26 protein-coding genes and 3 pseudogenes are annotated in these 25691 nt (G+C 54.7%); 11 read left to right on the top strand and 18 right to left on the bottom strand.

The annotated features are described in order from the left end of the window. Positions 1 to 39: 39 nt before the first annotated feature. Together ABJL60_RS02310 and ABJL60_RS02305 are read left to right on the top strand one after the other, a co-directional pair. Positions 40 to 330 (top strand): type II toxin-antitoxin system RelE/ParE family toxin, encoded by a 291-nt coding sequence (locus tag ABJL60_RS02310; protein ID WP_348286082.1) that lies wholly within the window; start codon positions 40 to 42, stop codon positions 328 to 330. After that, positions 320 to 622: a HigA family addiction module antitoxin gene (locus ABJL60_RS02305; RefSeq protein WP_348286084.1), complete on the top strand. Its 303-nt coding sequence runs from the start codon at positions 320 to 322 to the stop codon at positions 620 to 622. Before ABJL60_RS02310 ends, ABJL60_RS02305 begins: the two co-directional genes overlap by 11 nt. Before the next feature lie 13 nt (positions 623 to 635). Here ABJL60_RS02305 and ABJL60_RS02300 read toward each other — a convergent pair whose 3' ends face one another. Next, positions 636 to 1733, bottom strand: a complete 1098-nt coding sequence (locus ABJL60_RS02300) for a tyrosine-type recombinase/integrase (protein ID WP_348432325.1) — start codon at positions 1731 to 1733, stop codon at positions 636 to 638. A gap of 156 nt (positions 1734 to 1889) precedes the next feature. Here ABJL60_RS02300 and ABJL60_RS02295 point away from each other — a divergent pair, with 156 nt between their 5' ends. Beyond that, on the top strand, positions 1890 to 2843 hold the full coding sequence (locus ABJL60_RS02295; protein ID WP_348432324.1) for a DUF1403 family protein: 954 nt from the start codon (positions 1890 to 1892) through the stop codon (positions 2841 to 2843). Further along, positions 2840 to 3472 (top strand): SMC-Scp complex subunit ScpB, encoded by a 633-nt coding sequence (locus tag ABJL60_RS02290; protein WP_348432323.1) that lies wholly within the window; start codon positions 2840 to 2842, stop codon positions 3470 to 3472. Before ABJL60_RS02295 ends, ABJL60_RS02290 begins: the two co-directional genes overlap by 4 nt. A 45-nt stretch (positions 3473 to 3517) precedes the next feature. Here the strand turns inward: ABJL60_RS02290 and ABJL60_RS02285 are convergent. Then, positions 3518 to 3807 (bottom strand): annotated as a pseudogene (locus ABJL60_RS02285) (IS3 family transposase); the annotation flags it as partial. Between ABJL60_RS02285 and ABJL60_RS02280 the strand changes: the two are divergent. Then, positions 3755 to 4273, top strand: a complete 519-nt coding sequence (locus ABJL60_RS02280; protein ID WP_348432322.1) for a DDE-type integrase/transposase/recombinase — start codon at positions 3755 to 3757, stop codon at positions 4271 to 4273. The pseudogene ABJL60_RS02285 and the gene ABJL60_RS02280 overlap by 53 nt on opposite strands. Positions 4274 to 4430: 157 nt before the next feature. On the opposite strand, the gene ABJL60_RS02275 is transcribed toward ABJL60_RS02280, so the two are convergent. Together ABJL60_RS02275 and ABJL60_RS02270 are read right to left on the bottom strand one after the other, a co-directional pair. Then, positions 4431 to 5354 (bottom strand): dimethylarginine dimethylaminohydrolase family protein, encoded by a 924-nt coding sequence (locus ABJL60_RS02275; protein ID WP_348286092.1) that lies wholly within the window; start codon positions 5352 to 5354, stop codon positions 4431 to 4433. Between the two features lie 17 nt (positions 5355 to 5371). Continuing rightward, positions 5372 to 6955, bottom strand: a complete 1584-nt coding sequence (locus ABJL60_RS02270; RefSeq protein ID WP_348412852.1) for an amidohydrolase — start codon at positions 6953 to 6955, stop codon at positions 5372 to 5374. A gap of 144 nt (positions 6956 to 7099) precedes the next feature. On the opposite strand from ABJL60_RS02270, the gene ABJL60_RS02265 reads away from it, so the two are divergent. The 5 genes from ABJL60_RS02265 (at position 7100) to ABJL60_RS02245 (ending at position 12021) form a co-directional block, all read left to right on the top strand. After that, positions 7100 to 7990 carry a LysR substrate-binding domain-containing protein gene (locus tag ABJL60_RS02265; RefSeq protein ID WP_348432319.1) on the top strand — a complete coding sequence of 297 codons (891 nt, stop codon included), beginning with the start codon at positions 7100 to 7102 and terminating at the stop codon, positions 7988 to 7990. A gap of 99 nt (positions 7991 to 8089) precedes the next feature. Beyond that, entirely contained in the window at positions 8090 to 9163 is a 1074-nt protein-coding gene (locus ABJL60_RS02260) for an ABC transporter ATP-binding protein (protein WP_348432317.1), read from the top strand. Between the two features lie 57 nt (positions 9164 to 9220). Next, the gene (locus ABJL60_RS02255; RefSeq protein WP_348432316.1) at positions 9221 to 10336 is read left to right on the top strand and encodes an ABC transporter substrate-binding protein; all 1116 of its coding nucleotides are present in this window, start codon (positions 9221 to 9223) and stop codon (positions 10334 to 10336) included. 57 nt (positions 10337 to 10393) lie between these two features. Further along, positions 10394 to 11215, top strand: a complete 822-nt coding sequence (locus tag ABJL60_RS02250) for an ABC transporter permease (RefSeq protein WP_348432315.1) — start codon at positions 10394 to 10396, stop codon at positions 11213 to 11215. Continuing rightward, positions 11212 to 12021, top strand: coding sequence for an ABC transporter permease (locus ABJL60_RS02245; protein ID WP_348432314.1), 810 nt, complete (start codon positions 11212 to 11214; stop codon positions 12019 to 12021). The genes ABJL60_RS02250 and ABJL60_RS02245 overlap by 4 nt, the downstream gene beginning before the upstream one ends. Before the next feature lie 89 nt (positions 12022 to 12110). On the opposite strand, the pseudogene ABJL60_RS02240 reads toward ABJL60_RS02245, so the two are convergent. The 11 genes and pseudogenes from ABJL60_RS02240 to ABJL60_RS02190 form a co-directional block, all read right to left on the bottom strand. Next, a pseudogene (locus tag ABJL60_RS02240) lies at positions 12111 to 12302 on the bottom strand (integrase core domain-containing protein); the annotation flags it as partial. Positions 12303 to 12366: 64 nt separating this feature from the next. Next, positions 12367 to 13365, bottom strand: coding sequence for a phosphate acetyltransferase (pta, locus tag ABJL60_RS02235; protein WP_348432313.1), 999 nt, complete (start codon positions 13363 to 13365; stop codon positions 12367 to 12369). A 30-nt stretch (positions 13366 to 13395) separates the two neighbouring features. Then, positions 13396 to 13755, bottom strand: a complete 360-nt coding sequence (locus ABJL60_RS02230) for a cupin domain-containing protein (protein ID WP_348432312.1) — start codon at positions 13753 to 13755, stop codon at positions 13396 to 13398. 18 nt (positions 13756 to 13773) lie between these two features. Beyond that, on the bottom strand, positions 13774 to 14781 hold the full coding sequence (locus ABJL60_RS02225; protein WP_348286232.1) for a YeiH family protein: 1008 nt from the start codon (positions 14779 to 14781) through the stop codon (positions 13774 to 13776). Between the two features lie 171 nt (positions 14782 to 14952). Continuing rightward, on the bottom strand, positions 14953 to 16734 hold the full coding sequence (xsc, locus tag ABJL60_RS02220) for a sulfoacetaldehyde acetyltransferase (protein WP_348432310.1): 1782 nt from the start codon (positions 16732 to 16734) through the stop codon (positions 14953 to 14955). A gap of 24 nt (positions 16735 to 16758) precedes the next feature. Continuing rightward, positions 16759 to 18153 (bottom strand): FAD-binding oxidoreductase, encoded by a 1395-nt coding sequence (locus tag ABJL60_RS02215; protein WP_348432309.1) that lies wholly within the window; start codon positions 18151 to 18153, stop codon positions 16759 to 16761. A gap of 27 nt (positions 18154 to 18180) precedes the next feature. Beyond that, positions 18181 to 18567, bottom strand: coding sequence for a nuclear transport factor 2 family protein (locus ABJL60_RS02210; protein WP_348286114.1), 387 nt, complete (start codon positions 18565 to 18567; stop codon positions 18181 to 18183). 26 nt (positions 18568 to 18593) lie between these two features. Then, a complete protein-coding gene (locus ABJL60_RS02205; protein WP_348412861.1) occupies positions 18594 to 19097 on the bottom strand; it encodes a universal stress protein in 504 nt (167 codons plus the stop codon). A 24-nt stretch (positions 19098 to 19121) separates the two neighbouring features. After that, positions 19122 to 20462 (bottom strand): TRAP transporter large permease, encoded by a 1341-nt coding sequence (locus ABJL60_RS02200; RefSeq protein ID WP_348286117.1) that lies wholly within the window; start codon positions 20460 to 20462, stop codon positions 19122 to 19124. Then, positions 20462 to 21028 (bottom strand): TRAP transporter small permease, encoded by a 567-nt coding sequence (locus tag ABJL60_RS02195; protein ID WP_348432308.1) that lies wholly within the window; start codon positions 21026 to 21028, stop codon positions 20462 to 20464. The genes ABJL60_RS02200 and ABJL60_RS02195 overlap by 1 nt, the downstream gene beginning before the upstream one ends. A gap of 63 nt (positions 21029 to 21091) precedes the next feature. Continuing rightward, positions 21092 to 22108 (bottom strand): TRAP transporter substrate-binding protein, encoded by a 1017-nt coding sequence (locus ABJL60_RS02190; RefSeq protein ID WP_348286121.1) that lies wholly within the window; start codon positions 22106 to 22108, stop codon positions 21092 to 21094. Between the two features lie 158 nt (positions 22109 to 22266). On the opposite strand from ABJL60_RS02190, the gene ABJL60_RS02185 reads away from it, so the two are divergent. After that, positions 22267 to 23748, top strand: a complete 1482-nt coding sequence (locus ABJL60_RS02185; RefSeq protein ID WP_348432307.1) for a PLP-dependent aminotransferase family protein — start codon at positions 22267 to 22269, stop codon at positions 23746 to 23748. Positions 23749 to 23915: 167 nt separating this feature from the next. Here ABJL60_RS02185 and ABJL60_RS02180 read toward each other — a convergent pair. From ABJL60_RS02180 to ABJL60_RS02170, 3 genes and pseudogenes are all read right to left on the bottom strand, one after another. After that, positions 23916 to 24053, bottom strand: a pseudogene (locus ABJL60_RS02180) (IS6 family transposase); the annotation flags it as partial. Between the two features lie 166 nt (positions 24054 to 24219). After that, complete coding sequence (locus tag ABJL60_RS02175) at positions 24220 to 24657, bottom strand: ABA4-like family protein (protein WP_348432306.1); 438 nt, start codon at positions 24655 to 24657, stop codon at positions 24220 to 24222. Continuing rightward, the gene (locus tag ABJL60_RS02170; protein ID WP_348432305.1) at positions 24650 to 25687 is read right to left on the bottom strand and encodes an NAD(P)-dependent alcohol dehydrogenase; all 1038 of its coding nucleotides are present in this window, start codon (positions 25685 to 25687) and stop codon (positions 24650 to 24652) included. Before ABJL60_RS02170 ends, ABJL60_RS02175 begins: the two co-directional genes overlap by 8 nt. Positions 25688 to 25691: the final 4 nt, after the last annotated feature.

The following is a 25691-nucleotide window of genomic DNA, read 5'->3' as shown; positions in this document are numbered from 1 at the left end:
GACGCTTGACACTCGCTGTTTGGCAAGATAGGTAAGACGATGAAAATTGAGAACATCGGCCACAAGGGTCTACGGCGGTTCTTTGAAACAGGGAATCCGAAAGGTCTGGTGGGTGACACGGGCAGGCTTGGAAAGATGCTCGCGTTCATTGACGCGGCAGCCGACCTTGAAGAACTCGGAACGCCGCCAAACTACGGCCTTCACCAATTGACCGGTGATCGGAAGGGAACCTGGTCGATGACTGTAACAAAGAACTGGCGGATGACGTTTCGGTTGAACGACGAAGGTGCTCTGACAGACATGGAACTGGAGGATTATCATGGCTCTTGAGATGCACCCGTCTTTGACGGTCCATGTTGGCGACTGGCTTAAGACAGAAATTGTCGAACCGGCGTCGATCAGTGTCAAGGATCTGGCCGATCATTTCGGTGTATCCCGGCAGGCTGTGAGCAGCTTGCTCAATGGCAATGCGGGATTGTCCGCAGAGATGGCGATCCGCTTCGAGAAGGCCTTTGGTGTCAAGGCGGATACTCTTCTTCGCATGCAGACGAGTTATGAATTGGCGCAAGCGCGGCAGTATGAAGATGACATCAAGGTTCAAAAACTGAAAGCGGTGGCTTGATAGGGCAAGAGCGTCAGAGACCTGCCGCCTTGGTCAGATTGATCCGGAACCGATCCCGACGGCGCTGATATTTGCGTGTCATCTCGGCTGAAGCATGGCCGAGGTGTTTCTGGACATAGCGTTCGTCAACTTCGGCAGAACTCGCGAGGCCGGCGCGCAACGAGTGACCCGAGAATAGCGCCAATCGTCTTTTTTCAGGCAGGTCTGAGCGGATACCGGCGTCTAACACGGTTTGCTTAATGAGGCGCACGACGTGCTTATCCGATAGCCTTGCGGGAAGGGCTTTCTTGCCATCACGAGAGGTGCGTACGAACAGAGGCCCAAAATCGATCCTGGCAAAATGCAACCACCTCTCAAGGGCATGAACGGGGCAGGTTTGGTTGCTTGATCCCCGGCCAATCTCAACCTCGCGCCAGCCGGTCTTGGCATTCAGCGTCAGCAGGGCCCCTTCGTCGGTAATATCTACCCAGCCGCCTGAATCCGGAGTGTCGTCTTTGTAGACATCCAGGCTGACGATCTCGGAACGCCGCAACCCTCCCGCGTATCCGATGAGCAGGATTGCCCGATCTCTTAGCCCCCGTAGGTCTTGGGGCAGGGTGGCCACCATGGCGAGGATATCGTCGCGCAGAATCGCTTCCTTCTGCACCGGCGGCTTGCCATGTTTGCGTTTGATCCCGGCCAGCACGGTGACGATGTGGCGGTTCTTGCGGTCAAGTGTGAAACCGCGCTGCTGGTAGTGCCAGGCAAGGCCAGACAGGCGGCGCTCAATTGTCGAGACGGTGATTGCCGGAGCCTTGCCAACGGGTGCTGCCAAGTCCGCCAGATAGAGACCAACCATTTCGGGAGAGGGGGGCAGGAGATCCAAACCCTTGATCCGGCACCATCGCCCAAAGTGTTTCCAGTCGGCCGCGTAAGCCTTGTTGGTGTTTTCGGCTGTGGCGGCCTTGGCGTAATCGCGCGCGGTATCGGCAAGGCGATCGAGGGTGCCCGAGCCTGCAACATGAGAGGGCAGGGCGATGCCATCGCCTTTTTCTTGATCTCTCTCGTCGCCCCGAGAAGTATCACCTGCATCAGAGTGTGACGACGTCGGTTTCTCGTCCTCTATGGTCATTTTCCAGTGAACTCAGCGATGAAATTGAAGTGCTTCCCAGTCTATATTTTAGTGTCCGATAATGCAAACTTATTGGACATAGAAAAGAGGTGCAAGGTGGGGCGGTTTGCACATCATATTGTGGACGTAAGCGCCGCCTTGCGATAGTCTTGTGGTATGACCTATCAGCCAACCGTGAGCTCTGACGACCCGATCACCCTACCGAAACTGCCCGCATGGGTCACCACCGGGCGGGCAGAAACCCTTGAAACTGTGGCATTTCGGTCAGGGGCGGCCCTGACCGTGCTGGATACATTGGTCTCGGACCCCAACCATGGTGTGCCGGTGAAACTGCTGGCCAATCGCCTTGCCCTGACAGCCGCCACAGCGACCTCGAAACTGGAGGGGCGGTTGGCGCGAGAAGCTGATATCCGCGACGCCTACCACCTGACGCCCCCAGGCGAAGCGCGGGGTCCCGATGGCGATCTTTTGGCCTTTTGGCGCGATGCGGGGCGATTTCGTGCGAACGGGACTGGCGAGATTTTCGACTTGGCTGGTGCGGGCTTCGCGGGCGAGGTGGGCGCAGGGCTGAAGGCAGGACAGGATCAGGCCCGAACCCATGGGCCATTGGCCGGATGCGTGGCTGTTCTTCGTTCCGTTCTGGATGCCGACGACCGAGCGGAGCGTGCGGCGTGTCTGCTCTCTGATATCGATTTAGCGCGGGTTCTGAACTGGAAAATGGTGCTGCCGATAACTGCGCAGCGGCTGACAAAGGCGACGCTGCGCAACCTGAACGGAGAAGGGCAGGGGGCCGAACTGGCAGTCCAAGTGCGGATCCTCGAGTCCATCGAGAGCACAATACGGCTAGCCCGGGATCTGGCCCGTCGTGCCGAAACGCTTCGCAGCGTCGCCCCGAGGCTCCGCGCAAAAGGATCGGACGCAGCGGTCGATCTCTTCCTCGCCGAGGATGCCGTGGCGCCCTCAACGATGCTGTCCCCAATGATCCAAGGGACGAATTTCCCGATGACCGACCGGGCGGCACGGCGGTTCTGCGATCGGCTTGTCGAACTTGGTGTGGCGCGGGAACTGACCGGACGCCCGACCTTCCGGCTTTACGGGATCGCATCATGACGCTGGCGACCAGGAAACGGAAACCCGCGGATGAAGGTGAAGCCGTCTTTGATCGTGAGCTCGACGATTTGCCTCAAGAGCTACGCTGGCGCGAGTGGATGGGGCGGATCGAAGCGGTGCTGTTTGCCAGCGCGTCGCCGGTCGACCGCCACGACCTCGCCCGTGTGGTGGGGCAGGGGGTCTCGGTCGAGATGCTGATCGATGACATCCAGTCCGAACTCACCGGTAGACCCTACGAGTTGGCTCAAGTCGCCCATGGCTGGATGTTCCGCACGAGGATCCAGTTCGCCGAGGCAATCAAGGCGGCAGCTGATCTTGACGATCAATCCCTCGGGTTCACTGATATAGAAATGGGCGTGCTTTGCGCCATCGCCTATCACCAACCGATTGACCGGGCAGGGTTGAAGGACATTTTTGGCAAAGATGTCAGCCGCGACCTACTGGCGCGATTGCGCTTCAAGGATCTAATAGCGTCAGGTCCGCGGTCACCTCGGCCCGGGGCGCCGCATACTTTCGTGACCACGGAAACGTTTTTGGCAACGTTTGATCTGCAGACATTGCGGGATCTTCCAGAGCTTGAATTGGCTGTTGGAAAGGCGGGTGAGGAGACACAGACAGTTCAGGTCTGAGGCTCTTCGCTTTCAATTGGTCGGAGGTGGAAGCAGACTTTACGTGTATTTCTGGTTTGGTGCATCCGCCACGAAGTCACGATCCAACAGATTAGGCGCGATGTTGAACTTGTAATCGCTATCGGTTGTGACCTTGTGTTTGCGCGTTCGCACAACGGATATGCCGTTCTGACGCATCAGACGGCCAACGTGATCAAATCAGATCGCTGTCTGCGGCTGGCTGGACGGCTGCGGAACGCACGCAAACCACGTGTACTGACGCCACGAACCTTACGCAACCGATTGGCTGGAAAGCTGGACCTGTGTTCTTCGACAAATCTAGATCTCATTGCTTTAGCTCTGAGCACGGCTGATGTTGAAGACCTGTTGGCCGCGCGAGGCGCGATCGACGCGGATGGAGACATCCTCGATATTCTCCTGCAAACACGCCGCAGTGCCAAAGCAGCAAAGCACCTCTTCCAAAGATTGATTTCACAGTTTGGCGAGCCGAGGGTGATCATAACCGACAAACTGCGCAGCTATATCAAGCCGGTCAAAACACTGACCCCGAACGCTGACCATCGCGCGCACAAGGGCTTGAACAACGCGATTGAAGTGTCGCACCGGCCGACACGTAAACGAGAGAAGATCTTCGGCAGATTCAAATCCCACCGGCAGGCTCAGAGGTTTTTGGCCGCACATGACCAGATCAACCTGCTCTTGCGTCCTCGTTGCTCTCAACTGAATGCAACTTCATACCGCCACGCCCGCTCCGATGCATTCAGCCTCAGGGCAGATTACGCCGCGGAAATGGTGGCATGATCCTGCCTTTGCCAAGCTTCACAAACTGACGCCAACAACTTGGCAATACCCAGCACAAGACCTCACTTGATGGTGTGCCAGATAGCGGAAGGACGATACGTCGCCAGCCGCTATCGACATGTGATGTTCTCAGCTGTTTTGGTTTGGGGTTCGCAAATCAATCACCGCGTCTAAGCGCCTGCGCCATACAGTGAATGCCACCACCGGTTTTTGAAATCTCCGCTGTTTCGACCGCAGCGACCTCAAAACCGCGTGCGCGCAGCTGGTCAATCAGATAGGTGGATGACGTTGGCGCGATCACTTTATCATTGCCCAGCGACATCAGGTTGCAGCCCAAGGCCATAGTCTGTGGAAATGGCACGTCGATAATCTCATGTCCCTTCGCCTCAAGCCATTCCACGATGCCCGGTTCCGTACACGCAAGGCACACGGCGGTCAGTTTTTCGGCAATGGGTACGACCATCAGATCAATATGGACGTAGTATTCGTCGATGAAGGCAAGACGCACTTCCCAGCCTTCAGCCTCGAACCACCCTGCCACCTGACGCGCCCCCGGCTCATTGGTCCGGGCATCCCCGCAGCCGATCAGCACGCAGCCCTCTTCGATCACATTGAAATCGCCGCCCTCGAAAGTACCGGCTGTCACCATGTCGTAGATCGGGATACCCAGCTTTTCATAGGCACGGATGGCCGCATAGTTTTCACCGCGTCGCCACCATTGTGACATGGCCGTGATGAAGGCCCCGTAAGGCGTCATCACGCTGGAATCGCGTGAATAGACCTGCATGGTCAGTTCTGGTTCAGGCTCAAGCATATGAACATTCACGTTGAAGTGTTTATAGGCCGAGACAAGTTCGGCATGTTGGGCCTGAGCCACCTGAATGTTGCAAGGCGCTTCGCGCAGATGCTTGCGCGACAAACTGGACGTTGCGCGGTGAAACAAATGCGCAGGCGAGCCAAGCAGAACGTCGGTGAGCGGATCCGTCTCGTTGCGAAACCCCCAGTTTGTTAGGGGTGCCGTGCTTCCGTTTTGATTGCGGCGCTGAAGGCTGAAGGTGTCTGAGTGTTTATCAAGGGCCATTGTGTTCTCCTGCTAAATCAAGCGTCGGGCACGGTGGAGGGGATCCACCAATCTTGTCCGCGCGGGGTGTTGATATATTCGGGCCAGCGAAAATGGATCGGTGGATCATAATCACAAAGTGGTGGGTGCCACGTGGTGCCGCCAATGCCGCCACCCGTTCGTGTCTGGAACTCTTCCATAGCCGCATCGCGTGCGCCTTCGTCTTCGAGCAACCGGATTGCTACGCAAGCCAGTACCTTGGCGGCGGTTTGCACCATTGGATCAATTGTGGCGGGTATGCCGCCAAGCGCGTTCATTACCCAAGGCGGATAGGCGCCCGTTTCTGGTGCCTTTAGCGCCGGGCGGGCGATATAGAACCGTGCAGTTGGCGTGTGCCAGGTCATATCGGTATAATCATCAGATGTTGAATTCAGCTGAGAGGGTGGCAAATCCCGACGTAGGATCGCTTCGGCCTGCTGTGGTTCAACCAACTGCGTCAGAGCGTTGATGAATGGTTCCTCCATCGGGACCATCCCCAGATTGCGCTGAATGTCGCGCGCTACACCTTTAGCCGCTTCGTCCCAAACCGGAGCCCCGACCTGTTGCAAGGCGCCCCACACGACATTTGCCATCGCATGATTTGCCAAACCAGGGCGGGATTTGCTGACCCAGTGGCGCTCCCATCTACAGCCGGTCATTGCAGCACTGGCGGCGGCGTTGCGGTCCAGAACGGCGGTGATCTGTTCGGCCATCGCCACAGTTGGCACGCGCATCATATATTGGATCTCTGCCAGACCTGCTGGCAGGTTGTCTGCGGTGGCCTGCCCGGCGGTCAGGATCGCTTCGGATACTGACCAGCCGCCTTGATGGGGCAGCATCGCCTCGCGCAGCGCCTTTGAAGACTGATACATTGTCATCAACGCGTCATTCGCGCCAGGGGCACGCACGGCGGAATGAGATTGGGGAATGGGCGCACCATCGCTGCTGCCCCAGCTCTCAGGAGCATCACAGATAAAGCGGTAAACCATCGCATAAGCAGCGCCACAATGCGTATCCCAACGCACCGTATTGCACATTGGCAGCATGTAGAACGGATGGAACGACAGCATCGCTGCCAGCCCGTCGTAGTATCCTTTGGCCGCATGGATCGGCTTTGATCCCCGCACCTTTTCCGCCGGCTCTCCGGTATAACGCAGACCGCCCTTGATGCCGTGTTTTTCCATCGCCGCTTTGGCGGCCAGCAGCCCACCCAGCGTCGCAATGCCAAGCCCCGAGTGCGGGTCGGTATGCCCGCCTGCTTGAAATCCCAACCCTTCGCGCGGTTCTCGACGGGTCGATGCCGCCTGACAATTGCCCGGAACAGCGTCGTACTCTGCATACATGCCGATTACCGGACCAGCGCCGTTTGACCATTCCGCGCAAAAGGCCGTAGGCATACCGCCAGAACCTTCTTCAACCCTAAAACCTTCGGCGCGCAGCCGTTTCACATACCATTCTGCCGAGCGGTACTCGCGCCAGGCCGGTTCAGCGAAATTGAATATTGTCGCGCACCAATCCGACAGCTCGGCTTGCCGAGAGTCGACAACAGCCAGTGCGCTTGATTGTGCATTCGACAGGGGCATCGGATTTTTCATGGTGCCAAGTAACGCAGCGCTACAGCAGATAGAAAAGTGAAATCATTTCAATCAACCTGCAAATTTGGTTCACCTCGTGGCTGGTTTCACCAAACGCATGTTGTATACCTACCCTAAAGTGAGAGATGTGATATGAAACGGCTACCTTCAACTCAAGCGCTGCGCGCTCTTGAGAGTTTTTTGCGGCACGGGGCGGTTTGGAAAGCTGCGGATGAACTGAACCTCACCCGCAGCGCAGTTAGCCATCAACTGCGTTTGCTGGAACGCGATCTTGGGTTCGCGCTGTTTAATCGCGTGGGAACCCGGATCGAACTTACCACTCGTGGGAGCACCTACGCCAATGACGTATCCGCTGCTCTGTCATTGATCAGCTTGTCCGCTGCGCGCAATGCCGGGCAGGAATTGTCCGGCCAATTATGTATCAGCTGTACCCCCGGTTTTGCCGCGACCTGGCTTAGCACAAAAATCGGAAAGTTCAGGCGGAACTTTCCCGAAATAGCCCTTTCTATAATCACACCAAAACTGCTTGAAGATGTTACAAACCCCGATGTGGATGTGTTTATAGCCTTTGGTGAAAGCACCATGAAAGATGTAGAAGTCGAGTTATTAAAGGAAGTTGAGTTCACCCCTTTGATCAGCCCGGTTCTGCTGAATAGGTTGGGCGCGTTTCAGGAACCAGGTGACGTTTTGCGGGGCGATCTTTTGCATCTAGCCGATCAGGAAGACTGGAAAGCGTGGTTCCAAGCTGCTGGTTGCTCTCCTGATTTGACAAATTCCGGTGTCTTTTTTGCAGACATGAATCTGGTTTATGGGGCTGCAATGAACGCTCAGGGTTTGGCGATGGGGGATGAATTCATCTGCCGCGAGGCGATGGAGACCGGCCACCTGGTGCGGTTGTTTGATTTGTCCATCAAGTCACCCAAGGCATATTATCTGGCAATCCCATCCGCGAAATCCGACTTTGCCAGCGTGGTCGCATTCCGAGATTGGATCTTGGATGAATTATCACGTTCGAACACCTAAATATCTGCCTTTGGCAAATTCTATTTGCCAATGATGTAAAAACAATTCGTTTGTCAGGAAGTATTTCCTCCTTCTAGCTTAGGCCACACGGAGGAAGCCATGCTTGCTAAAACACGCGCAGCTGAGATTGACGCCCAAAACGTCGGCAAGGATTTTGGCAGCTTTACAGCGCTTGATGATATCTCCTTGACTGTTGGCTGCGGTGAGTTTCTGACCCTGCTGGGGCCGTCGGGGTCCGGCAAGACAACCTTCCTGATGGTTTTGGCCGGCTTTGAGGCGGCGACCCGTGGGCGGATGACGCTGGATGGGCGTGATGTCACGCATGTCCCACCCGAAGATCGCGGATTTGGCATGGTGTTTCAGGGCTATGCCCTGTTCCCGCATATGAGCGTCGCGCAGAACATTGCATTCCCCCTCAAGGTCCAGCGCCGCAGTGCATCCGACACTAAGCGCCGCGTCGCAGAGATGATTGAAATGGTGGGTCTTGGGGGCCACGGCCAAAAACGCCCATCCGCCCTGTCGGGTGGCCAGCAACAACGCGTGGCCCTTGCGCGGGCTTTGGCCTGTGAGCCATCGGTGCTTTTACTGGACGAGCCGTTTTCAGCTTTGGACAAGAACCTGCGCAACCAGATGCAGGACGAGGTGCGCAGGTTACATCAGGAAACCGGTACCACCTTCATTTTCGTCACCCATGATCAGTCAGAAGCCTTGGCGTTGTCTAACAAGGTTGCGATATTTGAACAGGGCAAGCTGCAACAGATCGGCACGCCACGTGATGTTTACGAACAACCCCAAAACCGATTTGTTGCGGAATTTTTGGGGGATATCAACATCCTGCCAATGAGTGACGTCAAAAGCCACGGCAGGTTTACAGAAGGGCTGTTCGAAGATCAGGCCCTGCGCATTGTGCGCCCGGCACAGTCGTTCGGTCAAACCTTGGCCGTGCGGCCCGAGTACATGCATCTGACGAACAAACAGCAGTCAAACGGCAATTCCATCGCGGCAACGATCACCGGCCTGACGTATCTGGGCGCGGAAACCCGGCTTGATCTCACAACCCGTGGTGGCACGCATTTGATACTGTCTCAGGTCACGGCCGACTTGCCTCAAGGGTTTGGCCCCGGATCTGAGGTGTGGGCAGGCTGGTCCGAAGACAAGGGCATTCTACTATAGCGCGAGGGGCCGCCCGGACTGCGAAAGACGACCAATTTTCAATAGGGAGAAAGACACATGGACGGAAATTTTCAGAAGGACTGCCTTGATATTCTGGCTACCAAAACCCAGAAAGGTGATATTTCGCGACGCAGCTTTACCACGCTGGCAACTGCCCTTTTGGGCACAACGGCTCTTGGACTGCAGGGCACGCCGGTACTGGCTGATAGTGGTGAGCTGGTGTTCGTCAACTGGGGTGGGGATGCCATTACGGCCTTTGACACCGCCTTTGGTCAGCCATTTCAGGAAGACGGCGGCGTGGTCGTAAAACAGGATGGATCCGGCCCAACTGAAGGCGCTATCCAAGCCCAGATCGAAAGCGGCAATCCAACCTGGGATATTGTTGATGCTGATCCATTCTCGGCGCAGGCATTGGGTCGCAAGGGCATGATGGAACCGATTGACTACAACGTGGTTGATCGTGGCAAAATGCGCGAAGGCTTTGGCTGGGATTACGCCGCATCATCCTATTTCTATTCATATGTCATCGCCTATGACGCGACCAAATTCGGTGACAATCCCCCAACCGGTATGGCCGATTTCTTTGACGTTGAAAATTTCCCAGGCAAGCGCGCCATGTACAAATGGGGTGTTGGCGTTTGGGAAGCCTTGCTGATGGGCGACGGTGTGGCACAGGGGGATCTCTATCCATTGGACATTGCCCGCGCCCACGACAAGCTGCGCGCATTCAAGGACAATGTCGTGGCCTTCTGGGGCGGTGGTGCTGAAAGCCAGACGCTGATGTTGGAGGGCGAAGCCTCAATGGCGTTGGTCTGGTCAACACGGGCCAAGCTGCTGGAAGAGGATAGCGAAGGCGATATCAAGTTCATCTGGGTGGATGGGTTGTTGGCCCCCGGGTCCATGGCCGTGTTAAAGGGCAACCCGGGTGGCGCTGAGACGGCGATGAATTTCATTGCCTCGGCGCAGGATCCCGCGCGTCAGATTGCCTTGTTTGACATCCTGTCAAATGGTCCGGCGAACCCAGCAGCTGATGCGTTGATCCCGGCGGACCGCAAAAGGTTCAACCCAGTCGATCCGGCCAATTTTTCCGTGCAGGTTCCGTTACAAATGGAATGGTACGAGGCCAATTATGGTGCGGCGCTTGATGAGTATCTCGGTATTGTCTCTGCCTAACCAAAGGGCGCTGCACTTGGCTCTCCCACAAAATGCAGCGTCCATCTGAGGACTGATATGCCGAGATTGTCAAAATCTGCTGTTCTGCTGGGCCCGCTCCTGTTGTTCCTGGCTCTGACGTACATCCTGCCGTTTCTTGGCGTGATCAGCTGGAGCGTGACGCTCCCCGAGGTCGGGGTTGATCAATATGCAACCGCACTGAGCGATCCGCTCATTCTTTCGGTGTTTTGGCGCACCTTGCGGATTTGCGCGATGGTCACGCTGATCAGTGTGACGGCGGGCTACATGATTGCCTTGCTTTGGGTGCGGGGTGGCACGCTGGCCCGGCTTTTGTGTGAATTATGTATCTTCATTCCATTCTGGATATCGGTTCTAACCCGCGCTTTTGGTTGGCTTGCGCTGCTGTCAAATCGCGGCCTGATCAACAGTTGGCTGCAATCTATCGGTCTACTGGATGGCCCGCTGGCACTGGTACGAAATGAGATCGGCGTGGTCATCGGAATGGTGCATTTCCTGATCCCCTTTGCCGTCTTTCCAATTGCCACCGCGATGCGAAATGTCGATGAACGCGCCGTGATGGCCGCGCGTGGGATGGGGGCTGGCCGTGCGCGCATTTTCTGGCAAGTCTTTGTACCGATGACTGCGCCGGGCATCCTTGGCGGGGCGCTGTTGGTCTTTGTTTTTGCCATTGGGTTCTTTGTGACGCCGGCAATCCTAGGCGGCGGGCGCAGCGTGATGATTGCTGAGCTCATCTACCTGCGTATCTTTCAAAGCCCGAACTGGGGTCTTGCGGCGGCCATCAGCGTTGTTCTGATGCTGTCAATTGCCGCATTGCTGGCGCTGCTGCTGCGACAGCTGCAACCGGGGGGCGCGAAATGACAACCCTGCGCCCCGGTCTGATAGCAGCGCTTCTTGCCGCTGTTGTTGCCATTTTTCTGATGATGCCTTTGCTCGCAGTTGTGCCCGTTTCATTCACGCCAAAGCGGTTTTTGTCGATCCCCACGGATGAATGGTCGTGGCGACATTACCGCACCCTGATCGAAAATCCGGCATGGGTGAATGGCATCTGGCTTTCTGTCCGCGTTGGACTGCTCAGCGCTGCCGTGTCTACCTTGTTGGGGCTGTTTTTCGCGCTTGGTATCTGGATGATGCGGCCGCGATTTGCGGGACTTTTGATGGGCATTGCGTTGCTGCCGATGGTGGCCCCACCTGTTGTCTCGGCGTTGACGCTCTATTTCTTTCTGATCACTCTGAGCCAATACAATGGCATTATCGCCTATGACACCTTGGCAGGCGTCGTGTTGGCGCATTCGGTGATGATCGCCCCTTTTGCGGTTGTGATGATTTCCGTCTCACTGGCCCAGGTTGACCGGCGCATTGATCTGGCGGCCCGTGCCATGGGTGCAGGTTTAGCGACCCGCATCCTCAGAGTGATCATCCCCAACATCCGTTTTGGTCTGATTGTATCCTTCTTCCTGACCTTCGTTTTGTCGTGGGAGGAAATTGCTGTCACCATCTTTATCACCTCAGTGGATGCAGTGACATTGCCGCGCCTGATGTGGATGGGATTGCGTGACAACATCGACCCGGCGATTGCAGCAATATCCGTTGTTCTGATTGTTATCGTCGCCCTGATCGCTATCACCAGATCGCTCTTTTCCAGTTGGGTTTCGTCGCGCCAATAACTTGAGATGTGCCATGGTTATGAAAGCGGAAGACCCAGATGGCGACTAAGAGGTCTAAGCCCCAGAGGTTGTCGGGACTGAGCTACTCCCTATTTGTTGGACAGGATCTGAGCTACTCTTTGCACCTGCTGATCGGGGTTTGTTGTTACATTTGTCTGCCAATAGTCCACGGCAGGTGGTTTGCCGCCAAGTGCAGAATGTGGGCGTTTGTGATTGTAGAACTCGATCCATTCTCTGACGCTGGGCTTGGCTTCCGATCCGGTTTCTCAGGCGTGCAGATACCGGTTCTTCGGCAGGCAATACCTAAACTTGAAATGACACCAGATACCTACTCAAGTCAGAATATTATCCAGCGCACTGTGCTGCGGTTACAGCGACCATCAGTACAATATCCTCAGTGCTGCATCCCCGTGAAAGATCGTTCGCGGGCTGCGATAGCCCTTGAAGAACTGGCCCCACGGCAGTGGCGCCGCCAATACGTTGTGCCACTTTGTAGGCGATGTTGCCTGCGTCCAGATTTGGAAAAACGAATACATTGGCACCACCACCCAGAACAGAGTCGGGAGCCTTTGATGCAGCGACGGCCGGCATAAAAGCTGCATCGAACTGTAACTCGCCATCGACCATCAAATCTGGGGCGGTATCGCGTACAAGTCGTGTTGCTTTTACGACTTTCGAAACTCTTTCCCCTCTAGCACTGCCTTTTGTCGAAAAGGACAGCATCGCCACGCGAGGCGCATCTTGGGTTAATTGAGCAAACGACGTTGCAGACGCCATTGCAATCTGCGCCAACTCGTCTGCGTCGGGGTCGATCACAAGTCCCGCATCGGAAAAGACATGCACGCCTTGTTTGGGATGATGGTCCTGATCTAGGATCATCAGGAAGAAGCTGGAAACCATTTTGGCATCCGCCGCTGTGCCTATGACCTGAATGGCTGTACGAACGATCTCGGCGGTGGATGTTGCGGCACCACCTAATGTACCGTCAGCATGGCCCAGTTTTACCAGAAGTGCCGCGTAAACGTGCGGGTTTTCCACAGCTTTTGCAGCAAGATCGATTGTGACACCTTTGTGTTTGCGCAAATTGTGGAAATAGTCTGCCATGGGAGTTCTGAGATCGCTGTCCGTTGGATCATGGATTTCAATCCCGTCGAGTTCTTGCCCGCCTTTGGTGGAGAGAGCTGCATCAATGGCGCTTTTGTTCCCGACCAGCACCACTTGCGCAAGGCCCTGCTTGCGCGCCTCTATTGCCGCTGCGATGACCCGAGGATCTTCACCCTCGCTCAAAACAATTTTGCGGTTCAGCCGAACAGCTGTATTCAGAATGCGCGTCATCGGGTTCATTGTCATGTCCTCAAATGCCAGTCGTGTGGGTCAATCGGCGCTGTAGTCGCGAATTACGAAATGCTTGGTAGTTGTTTCCAACACATTCCAGTATCCAACGAAGCCGTTTGGGATCAGAAAACTGTCGCCCGCGCGAAAATCCTGCACCGTGCCGTCTTCGGAAATCAGCTGTGCGTGGCCTGAAAGGAAATAGCAAAACTCGTCTCGGTCGGCGAAGGCATGCCATTTACCCGGCGTACTGGTCCACGTCCCCGCCAGCAAAGTGCCATCAGCGCTTGTAAATCGCATCTGTGTTTCGTGATGTGGGTCACCTTCGACAACGCGGTCAGGCAAATCGGCGAGACGCCGCTTTGTGATCGATACGTCTTCTTGAAAGTCTACAATACGCATAACGGTGTTCTTTTCTGTTTAGTTGGCGAAATGGGTAATGCCATAAAGGATGAAGCCTGCGATGAAGATTGTCTGGGCCACGATAAGAATGATTGCCTGCCCGCCGACATCGAAAATTGTCTTGAGTGAGGTCTTCATGCCGACGGCGGCAATAGACACCAGCAGTGCCCACTTTGACATATCAGCAAGGAAACCTTGCATGAATGCTGGGATCAGACCGAAAGAATTGATTGCGGCGAGGATCAAAAACATGATGACAAAAAATGGCATAAGCGGCGGACGTTTGCCGTCTGCCTGAGGATCATCGTCAGCATAGGTGCGGATGATAAGTGCGAACACCAGCACGACCGGCGCAAGCATGGTCACGCGGATCAATTTCACAAGCGTCGCGGTTTCTCCGGTCTCATTGCTGACCGAGAAGCCAGCACCAACGACTTGCGCCACATCGTGGATCGTTCCACCAAGGAAAACACCAGCGGCAAGATCATCCAACTCAAGCCAATCCGTGATGATTGGATAGGCGATCATCGCGATGGTGGACAAGATCGTGACACTCAACACGGTAAAAATCAGATTTCGTTCAGAATGCTCGTTCTTGGGCAGAACGGCTGCAATCGCCATCGCAGCTGATGCGCCACAGATGGCCACAGATCCGCCCGTCAGCAGCGCAAAACGCCACCCCCGCCCCAGCAGTTTTGCGCCCAGAAGGCCAAACAGAATAGTCAGAATGACACCTGCAACGACAAGCCCAATCAGCTTTGGCCCCAGCCCAATGAGCAGCTCAACGCTGATGCGCGCACCCAACAAAGCCACGCCAATTCGCAACACTGTTTTGGACGTAAAAGCGATGCCCGGAACGCAACGCCCTTCTTCAGCCAAGAAATGGAAAGCAATCCCCAACAGCAAAGCCATAAGCATCGCGGGCGCGCCGTAGTGCTCTGACAAGAACTGCGCACAAACTGCGATCACAACCGAAACGGCAAACCCCGGCCCGTTGGTTGAGAAAAACGCAGGGACGCGGTTCATGAAGGTCTGGGAGGAACTTGCAATCGATGTCATCAGACATGCTTTCCGTGACCGCACCAGATCAGTCCGGCACGTCAACATATGTTAAGTGGTAAGAAAGAGTGATCGCGTCACTCACAGAATATTGTCGGAGAGGCACCCAAGCGGCCGCCTCTCCGTTTTGTAATGGGCTTAGACGAACTGCTGCTTTTGCATGTCGCCTTTGTTGATGCCTGCCACCGAAACCGGCTTTTTCATCGCGTCGCGGCGGAAAGGTTCACCTAGCTCTTGGTTCAGGACAACTTCGATGAACGTCGTGACGTTGTCTTTCATCTGCTCTTTGACGGCTGTGTTAAGCGCGTCTGTCAGTTGATCCATACCAGTGACCTGCACGCCTTTAAGGCCACAACCCTTTGCAATCTCTGCATAGTTCACACCTTCGTTCAGCTCCGTGCCGACAAAGTTATCGTCAAACCACAGTGTTGTGTTCCGCTTTTCAGCGCCCCACTGGTAGTTGCGGAAGATGATCATGGTGATCGCAGGCCAATCGCCGCGGCCACAGGCTGTCATCTCGTTCATTGAGATGCCAAATGCTCCGTCACCGGCAAAGCCGACAACCGGAACATCCGGGCAGCCGATTTTCGCGCCGAGGATCGCAGGCAAGCCATACCCACATGGGCCAAATAGACCAGGTGCCAAATATTTGCGGCCTTGATCAAAAGACGGATAGGCGTTGCCAATCGCGCAATTGTTGCCGATGTCGGACGAGATGATCGCATCCTTTGGCAGCGCTGACATGATTGCAAGCCAGGCCTGACGCGGTGCCATGTGTTCTGGCTTGGCCTTGCGCGCACGCTCGTTCCAGTCGATGCCTTCGTCCGCATCGTCTTCGTGAACCATAGACGACAGTTCTTGCGCCCAGCGGGATTTTGTCAGCGCCACCAGCTCGGTACGCTCTTTGCGGCCCTTGTCGCCTGCGCCATCCGCAAGGTTTTCCAACAGTTGCTCGGCCACACGCTTGGCGTCACCCTGAATGGCCACGTCAACCTTTTTGGTTAAGCCGATGCGGTCAGAGTTGATGTCGACCTGAATGACCTTTGCATCCGTAGGCCAGTAATCAATGCCGTACCCGGGCAGCGTGGAAAACGGGTTCAGACGGTTGCCAAGGGCAAGGACCACGTCTGCCTTCTGGATCAACTCCATCGCCGCTTTCGAGCCATTGTAGCCCAAAGGTCCAACGCCCAGCGGGTGCGAACCCGGGAACGCATCGTTGTGCTGATAGTTACAAGCAACGGGCGCATCCAATGCTTCTGCCAGTTTGGCACTTGCATCGATCCCACCGGACAGAACCACACCTGCACCGTTCAGGATAACGGGGAATTCAGCCTCTGACAGCAGCTTGGCCGCGTCTTTGACCGCTTGCTCGCCCCCTTGCGGGCGCTCCAGACGGATGATCTGGGGCAGCTCGATGTCGATGACTTGCGTCCAGTAGTCGCGCGGGATGTTGATCTGCGCAGGGGCAGAACCGCGCCACGCTTTTTCAATCACGCGGTTCAAGACTTCGGCCATGCGAGACGGATCGCGCACTTCTTCCTGATAGCAAACCATGTCTTCGAACAATTTCATCTGCTCGATTTCCTGAAAGCCGCCCTGACCGATGGTCTTGTTTGCGGCCTGCGGTGTCACCAACAACAGCGGCGTGTGGTTCCAATAGGCTGTTTTGATCGGCGTAACGAAGTTGGTGATGCCAGGGCCGTTTTGCGCAATTGCCATGGACATCTTGCCGGACGCGCGTGTGTAACCATCCGCGATCATACCGCCAGATGTTTCATGTGCGCAGTCCCAGAATTTGATTCCTGCATCAGGAAAGATATTCGAAATCGGCATCATTGCGGAACCGATAATGCCAAAGGCGTTGTCGATACCGTGCATTTGCAGAACCTTAACAAAGGCCTCTTCGGTGGTCATTTTCATGTCTGTAATCCTTGTGTCAGGGCGTTAGAGAATTTCGTCTTGAAGATAGTAATAAGGATAGGCCATTCGCTGACCCAACCGACGGAACGGAGTCAAAATGCCATGGCTTGGCAGTTGTGACGTAAAGATGGGAAGCTTGAGGTCTTTGCCTTCACCTGCCACCATCTGCGCCATGCGCTTACCAGCTTGTGCAGAATACATCACACCGTTGCCGCCATAGCCCATCGCATAAAAGATCGTTTGTTTTGGATTTGGCTGGAAAATGCGTGGCATCATGTCATGACTGACATCCACCCATCCCCACCAAGAGTAATCAAGCTCGATCCCTTCCAGTACAGGGAACTTGCGATAAAGGCCCTTTTGCAACAGCGCGAGGTGCTTGGGATTTTCCGCATCCGTTCCAGTGATGGCGCTGCGGCTTCCGATCTGAACACGGTCGTCGGGCAGAAAGCGATAGTAGTGCCGCAAGGTGCGCGTGTCTGTCAGTGGGGATTTCACCTTAAACCCGCATTCTGCTTTCTCTTCTTCGGTCAGCGGGCGCGTCACGATAGAGTTCGACAAAATCGGCATAAGGCGATGTTTGGTTTTTTCGTTCAGGCCGGGCGGTGTGTAGCCAGCGGTTGCCAACGCAACTGCGCGCGCGCGCACAGTGCCGCCGGGCGTAGTGAGATGATGCACCCCGTCCACGGTTTTCCAACCCATCACAGGGCTTGCGGTGTGGATTTTCGCGCCGAGTTTGCGCGCAAGACGCACATAGCTGAACGCCAGCTTCGCGGCATGGATGGAGGTACCATCAGGCTCCCACATCGCACCGTTTGCTTCTTGGTCGCGCACGTATTTCTCGTGCAACTCGCCTTTTGAAACCATGCGCGAACCGTAACCGAACACATCGTTCAGCAGTCCGCATTCCTTTTCCAGCTTTGACATCACCTTTTCGCGGTGCGCCAAATAGAAATGACCACCAGTCTGAGGGTCGCAATCAATGTCGTCCGACCCAATCAGGTCGTTGAATAGCTCAAATGCTTCGGTGACTTCTGCATGCATGCCCTTCGCAACATCAACACCCCAACGCTTGATCCACTCGGATCGCTTCAGGCGGCCAGACGAAATCTGCGCCTGACCACCATTGCGGGTGGAACAGCCCCAAGCGACTGTGTTGGCTTCAAGAACATGCGCTTTGATACCGTGTTCTTTGGCCAGATGAATTGCGGTCGACAGACCTGTGTAGCCGGAGCCGATGACAACAACATCCACGTCGATATCACCAGTCACAGGGCCATCGTCTTCAGGCGGAGTGCCCGCCGTGCCGATCCAATACGTCGGCGCATGATCCCGGTTGTGCCCGGGACCAGAATCGACAATCGGATCGTATCTAGGATCGTAGCTGGCCTTGGGCCAGTGCTTGGGTCTGTTCGGCATTTTGCAACTCCTTGAGCGAGATGAAAATTACGCTTTGAAAGGCGGGCGGGATTTGCGCAGGGCTTGCTTTACGATGATCATGCCATCGCGCAGGGTGAACAGATCAGCACCCTGTGCTTCGACGCGCATGCCATCAGCGCCCGTGCCTGAGAATGTCCATTCAGATACCGCGCGATCACCGTGAACAAAGTGGCTGTGGTGGTCCCAATGCGCGTCTTTCATACCGGCCCAAACGCCAGAGAAAGCTGTCGCAATAGCGTCTGCGCCTTCAACTTTGCCGCCATACACTTCGTCACCGCCAACAGTGTAGAATACGCAATCGTCGGCGAAGTGGGTCATGACGCCATCAACATCGTGACGGTTGAAGGCATCAAAGGTATCGGACAAGTCTTGAACTGTCAGTGTCTTGGTCATGGTAGTCTCCTGATTTTTAAGTGAATTTAGGTGCTTGGGTCGGTGTCCCGATACGGGACGACCAGTGTTGGTATGGGGGATCGTCGCAGCACTCGTTTCGCGACGGTCCCTAGAAAGGTTTGCGAGAACCCGTGTTCATGCGCGCCAATCACGATCAAATCGCATCCGAGCTCGGAGGCACGACGCAGGATCACTTCTGCTGGGTAGCCATCGACAAGCTCGATGGACGCAACCTGCTTCTGGACATCCTTGTTTTCCTCGCTGACATGCTGCCAGAACTCTTTCTGCCGCTCTGCCATGATCGTGCGCACGTGCTCATGCCGCGCTTTTTGCGCGGTTTCACTTGACCCCGTTGTCTGCATGTACATTTGCAGTGCGGTCCTTGTTTCGTCACTCATAGGCTGGACCGCATGCACCAGATGCAGCTTGGCTCCGGTTGATGCCGCAAGGCTGGCCGCATGACACATCGTGTATGCGGAATGCTTGGACAAGTCCGTCGCACAAAGGATATGTGTAATCGTCTGTTTCATAGGGAACTCCTTTCCAATCGCGGATCAATAGCCAAAGAACCGTGGCAGCCAGAGCGAGATTTCGGGAACAAATGCGATGATAAAAATCGCGATCGTGTTGATGAACGCGAACGGCAGCGCCGCGACCGAGATCTTTTCGATCGAGATGTTTGAGATGCCCGAAGCAATGAAGAGGTTCTCTCCCAACGGAGGTGTTTGGAACCCGATGCCAAGGCAGCAGACCATGACCACGCCAAAGTGGATTGGATCAATCCCGACGCTGTACGCTACAGGCAACATAACCGGCACCAAGATCAAAATGGTGGCAAGCGTCTCCATGAACATGCCGACGAACAGCAGGAAAAAGATCACCAGCGCCCAGATGATGTAGATGTTGTCAGTCACAGACAGCATGCTGTCAGCAATGACTGCCGGGATTTGGTTTTCCACGAGAAGGCGACCAAAAACAGTTGCGGTGAACATGATCAACAGAACTCGGCCCGTTAGCCAGGTTGTCGTTTCAAGAGCGGTAAACAGTTTTGTCCAGCTGAGTTCGCGATAAATAAACGTACCAATGATAAGCGTGTAAAAGATTGCTACGATGGCTGCCTCGGTCGGCGTAAAGAAGCCGGAATAGATGCCACCAAGGATCACAACAGGAGCCATCAGCGCCCAGAAGCCACGATACAATTCACACCAGATCTGACGTGCAGACCAACCTTCAGCAGAGCCTTTGTAGCCGTGCTTTTTGGCAAGAATATAGTTCATGATCAAAAGGCTGCCTGCGATCAGAAACGCTGGCATGAATCCGGCGATAAACAGCTTTGGGATCGAAACAGTCTGGAATTGACCGAATTTTTCAACCGCTTCAGGTGGGGCAGGCATACCAAGGGCTGCAATACCGAAAATGATCAACGGGATGGATGGCGGAATAACGATACCGAGGCCACCAGACGACGCAGTGATTGCGGATGCGTAACTGCGCCCATATCCGCGTTCAATCATCGCTGGGATCATCAGCATGCCAACGGCCGCCGTCGTTGCCGGGCCAGAGCCCGAGATCGCTCCAAAAAACAAACAGGCAAAAACAGTAGCTGCAGACATGCCGCCAGTGAAAGGGCCCGCGAAACTCTCGGCTACGTTGATGAGACGCCTCGATAGGCCGGACGCTTCCATCAGCGCCCCTGCAAGGATGAAGGCAGGCAAGGCCATCAATGGGAACGAGCCCACCGAGGTAAAGGCGATCTGCACAAATTTGATCGGGTTTTCGTCCAGATAGAGAAATGAGATAAGTGTTGAGACACCCAAGGCAACCGTGATCGGCGCGCCCATGAACAACAACAGCAAGAACCCTCCAAAGAGGACCAGGATGATTTGGCTTTCCATTATCTTTGCTCCCCATCAAGATCTGGCTTGCCAGAATCTTCGGTAATTTCTGCGCGCACTTCTTCGAGGTCGATTGCATCAGGGTCGCGCAAATCTTCGCCCAGAATGATTTTTTTGTAATTCACCTGAATGACCCGGATGGTCATCAAAGTGAACGCAATCGGCAGCACGATGTAGACCCAGCTCAGGTGGAACCCCATGGTTTGGGACGACTGAAAACGGTTCATCTTGTTGAAGATGAAATCTATCGAGAGGTAGACAAAGTAGACGTTGAAGAAGATCCAGAACAGATCGGCAAAGGCCGCAATGTATTTGATTTTCGAAGGTGGCAAAAACTTGAATTGGAAGGTGACGCGGTTGTGGGCACCCATCTTGGCCGCATAGCTCGCCCCAAAGAAGACGAACCAGACGAACATGTAGATCGACAGTTCTTCGACCCACGAGAATGAAAAATCGAACAACGTGCGCACGATAACCTGCAAGAACAGCAAGCACACGAAAATCGCCAAAAGCGTACGACAGATGTAGCTTTCGATATTGTCTACGATGTACCAAAGTTTAGCCATTGTCCCCTCCCACTGAGATGAGACAAGCGCTCATGAGCGCTTGTCGTTCGCTTTAAGTCAGACTTATTCAGAGACGGGATCACGGCCGATTTCAGCCAAAACAGCGTTCAGCTTTTCAATGCCGCCGATGCTCTCGTAGAATTTTGGCCAAACAGCAGCTGTCGCCAGGTCAATGAACTCTTGCTCATTGTTTTCTGGGTCATCAATCTGCATGCCTTGGTCCAACAGGATCTGCTTGATCTCGGCTTCCTTGTCGCGCAGGAACTGTGCAGATGCCGCAGTGGCTTTTTTGCCTGCTTCAAGGATGATCTCCTGATCGGCAGCGGACAGGCCTTGGAAGACTTGCTCGGACACGATCAGCGGCTCAATCGAGAAGATGTAGCGGATGTTCGTGACGTACTTTTGCACTTCATAGAACTTCATCGCGTTGATGGTTGTGTATGGGTTGTCCTGACCGTCAACAACTTTGGTCTGCAAACCAGCGAAAGTCTCTGACCATGCCATTGGTGTCGGGCTGATGCCCCAGGCTTTGTACGTGTCGATCATGATTTCGTTCTTGGGAACGCGGATCACCAGACCCTGCAAATCAGCAACGGATTTCACCGGCTTTTTGGAGTTGGTCAGGCGACGGAAGCCTGTGTAAGTCCATGCAATAACGCGCACGCCGGCGTCGTTGATTGTGTTTTCCGTCAGTTCCTGACCGATTGGGCCTTGTGTCAGTTTTTCAGCATCTTCCAAGCTCAGAATAACGTAAGGCAGTGAGAACACGCCAACAGTTGGTGAGAATGGTGTAACGTTGTTGATCGCGAGGATCGACATGTCGAGCGTGCCGATGGCCGCTTCGTTGACTGTGTCCTGCTCGGAGCCAAGCTGGCCGTTGAGGAACAAGGTCGCGGTGTGGTTGCCATCTGAAAGCTCTTCGAGAGCTTCAACAAATGCCAAACCAGTTGCTTCCTGGCTGCTGCCGCCGCTGTCTCCAACTGCGATTTTGAAGTTTTTCGCATCAGCAGCGCCGATGCTTAGGAAAGTTGCCGTTAGTGCGACTGCCGCAGTTGACGTCATCCGTGAAAGAAGTGTCATTGAGTGTCCTCCATTGTTGCTTAAGCAAGAATTGCTCAGATTGCGGAGAATTTGCATCGCCCACCCCCAAGCTACGCATCGCCTAGGGGGAATCATTAACCTAGCGTTAGGGCCAGAAATTTTATTGACTTAGACCAGATCAGCTAACACACTGAATCATGGCCAAACCACGCATCGCAGCAGATGTCTTCTTTTTGGATCGAAAATCCAAAAGACCGCTGCAAACACAGATACGCGAAACCGTCATCGCGTCGATTCTATCAAAGCAAGCCATGCCTGGCTCTTTGATGCCCTCTTCACGCAAGCTTGCAGACCACCTAGGAGTGGCCCGCATGACTGTGACGCTGGCTTTTCAGGACTTAGTCGATCAGGGATTCCTCGAAACTAAAGATCGCAGTGGGTATCTTGTTGTCGATAACGGTGCGGTTCCACAGCTTCCGAAAGGCAACGTAGCAGACGTAGCCAATACTAGCACCGTCTGGAAAAACGTTTTGTCAGAAAACCTCGCAAAGCGGCGCCGGATTATCAAACCTGCCGACTGGCGGTCTATGCCCTACCCTTTTGTGTTCGGCGAGATGGACAGCAGCTTGTTCAAACACACCGCTTGGCGTGAATGTGCGCGCCAAGCAATGGGGAAACGCGACTTTGAGCTTATGGCAAGCAATGAGGCGACCGATGATCCGCTGCTCGTGGACTATATCTTGGCACGTATGCTACCGCGTCGCGGCATTACCGCTAGGCGCGAACAAATCCTGATTACCGTTGGCGCGCAAAACGCGCTTTGGCTTGCAACGGAACTTTTGACCCGCAACCCTTTGAAAGCCGTCTGTGAGAATCCCGGCTACCCGGATACAGCACAGACTTTGCGGTGGTGCGGTGCAGAAGTGACAACCGTAGATGTCGATCAATATGGCCTTCCCCCGAATAAGATACCCGCTGGAACGCAAGCTGTCTTTGTGACACCCAGCCACCACGCACCGACAGGAGCGACCTTGTCCCGAGAGAGGCGCATCCGTCTTCTTGAGCAGGCACGCGACAATGATTTTGTGATCGTTGAAGATGACTACGAGTTCGAAATGAGCTTTATCGAACCACCAAGCCCTGCACTTAAGGCGATCGACAAGGACGAGTGTGTCCTTTACGCGGGCAGCTTTTCCAAAGCGCTGTTCCCTGGCTTAAGGTTAGGCTATCTCGTTGGACCAGAAAGAGTTATCGCTGAGGCCAAAGAACTACGATCGATGATGCTCCGCCATCCTCCCGGGCATCTACAACGGACGGCTGCGTATTTCCTGGCACAAGGGCATTATGACCTGCTGATCCGGGATATGCGGCGGGAATTTGCAAAACGGCGTACGGCGGCAGTTGATGCTTTGAAGGACACTGTTTTGGAAACGGCAGGTGCTGCCAAATTCGGTGGAACAAGTCTTTGGATCAAAGTGCCGGATGGGACAGATACTGAAATTTTAGCGCAAGAGCTTTTGAGCGATGGTGTTGTGATCGAACCGGGGGCACCGTTCTTTAGTGGCGATAACCAACCGAACGAGTATTTCAGACTTGGGTATTCTTCCATTCCCGTCAATCGCATAGCCAAAGGTATTCGGATTATTGCGGACAAGTTCACGGGCGCTTCAACGCCGTAATACGGCTGCCGCAATGAATTTTTGAGGTCAAGAAAGGACAACATAAAGTCCCCACAGCCGTTTTCCTCCCTCTTGGTCGCGAACTGCATCGTCGTTCTCGCCGCAATGTTTCAGACATCGACGGGCATGGGGTTTGGGAGGATTGCCGCGCCTTTGCTGGCGTCGATCACGCCCCGCGCGGCCAACAGGTCTTCAACATCAGCTGTGCTCAGAGCTAACCGATGGTACGCCCAAACAGCCTACGCAATAATCCCACAAGGATAACGAAAGCCCTTCAAGCGTGGCAATTCAATTGGAATATTCATGGGGCCAACATAGCTTTATCAAACCCAGTCAACAACTTGGCAATACGCCTTTGCCAACTCTTGCGCATAAATCGTTTTGCCGGCGCCCGTTGAACCGCAGATCAGATGAGCAAGCTGTGTTTCATTGTATGTCATTAGGAGACACCTTTCTTCATTTCACTGAGGTCTAAGCCGCTTTGGGCTTCGCAATTGTGCGGACGAATAAGAAGGCGAGGAAACCTGCTGGGCCAAGAAGAAAGGTCAGTGGAAGGCACGGCGCAACCAACCAGAAGGTCAAACCATCGTGTCTCGCTGTCCGGCATATCCAAGCTCCGATCAGAAGGTCAAATGCAAGGTAGTGGATCCAACCAGCCAACATCGCACTCGGCTGCGAAAAGAGAGTCATAACAGCGTCGAGGCTGCCAAACCCGCCGTCCCCACCTGAAGGAAAGAAAACCGCTAGCACCACATAGCCAGCCGATAGCACCGACGGAATGAGGAGCCCCGAAATCCGATCAGACCACAGTGGAATAAGAGGCGATACAAGCAAGACTAACCAGCCTGCCATCGCCAGAACGCCAGCCAATGAGAATAGAAGTTCAAAATTCATGTTTGGATCAGGCATAGACCACATCCTTTGACTGAAGTTCCATTTCAATGGGCGAACGCGTCCTGTCTTGAGATGTCACAGTGACGACCACGTTCCCCTTCTTACGCCCCGTATCGACATGGGCATGTGCAGCTTTCATATCCTCAAACGCGTAGCTTCTGTCAATGACGGGCTGAAAAACACCTTGATGGGCGAGTATTACGACCGCCTCCAAGATATCCCGATCCTCAGACGCGACGCCGCCCACCATTTTCTTGCCCGCAAGGCGCGCCTTGAGACTGCCAAAGAACATGTCCGATGTTATACCCGCGATCAGGACCATTTTTCCGCCGCGTTTGATGGCGTGCTTGGCCTTGGCCCAAGGCAGCGTTCCGACCGTGTCGACAACCATGTCGTATTGGGTGCCCTTCTCAACGACGTTTTGCGCACGATAATTGATCACGTGATCTGCACCCAAAGTGCGCACCATTTCCGCGTTACCACCGCTACAGACAGCGGTCACATGCGCGCCGAGATGTTTGGCGATTTGCACACAGGCCGACCCAACCGACCCAGAGGCCCCGTTGATCAGCACAGTCTCACCCCGTTGTAGTTTCGCCTTATTGACCAAAAAGTCGTAAGCCGTGGTTGCACCAAACGGGATCGCTGCTGCGTGTATAAAGCCGATGTTGTCCGGCTTCAGGGTCAGCTTTCCGTTCGCAGGCATCGTGATGAATTCTGCATGTGCCCCAAATGCAGCACCCGGAAATCCAATCACGGCGTCGCTGGTTAGGTAATGGGTGACATTTGCGCCAACCGCCTCGATCACACCCGAAAATTCAGTGCCGAGGATCGGCTTGCGCGGCCCGCGTAGGCCAAACACCACACGCCCCATCAGGCCAAGACCCTTCGGCATTGTCAGGCTGCGCGCCCGCCAGTCACCCGCGCTGACAGTCGTAGTGAAGATGCGGATCAAAACCTCATTTGGTTTTGGTGTTGGTTGGGGCAGTGTGACTTGTTTGATCACGTCGGGTGATCCGTATTGTTTGTATGAATAGGCCAGCATTGAA

Origin of the sequence: Ascidiaceihabitans sp. (genome assembly GCF_039986515.1) — a bacterium.
In the GTDB taxonomy this organism is placed as follows: Bacteria; Pseudomonadota; Alphaproteobacteria; order Rhodobacterales; family Rhodobacteraceae; genus Ascidiaceihabitans.
Note: the sequence above shows the minus strand (reverse complement) of the source record. Positions and strands in the feature narration are given on the sequence as shown.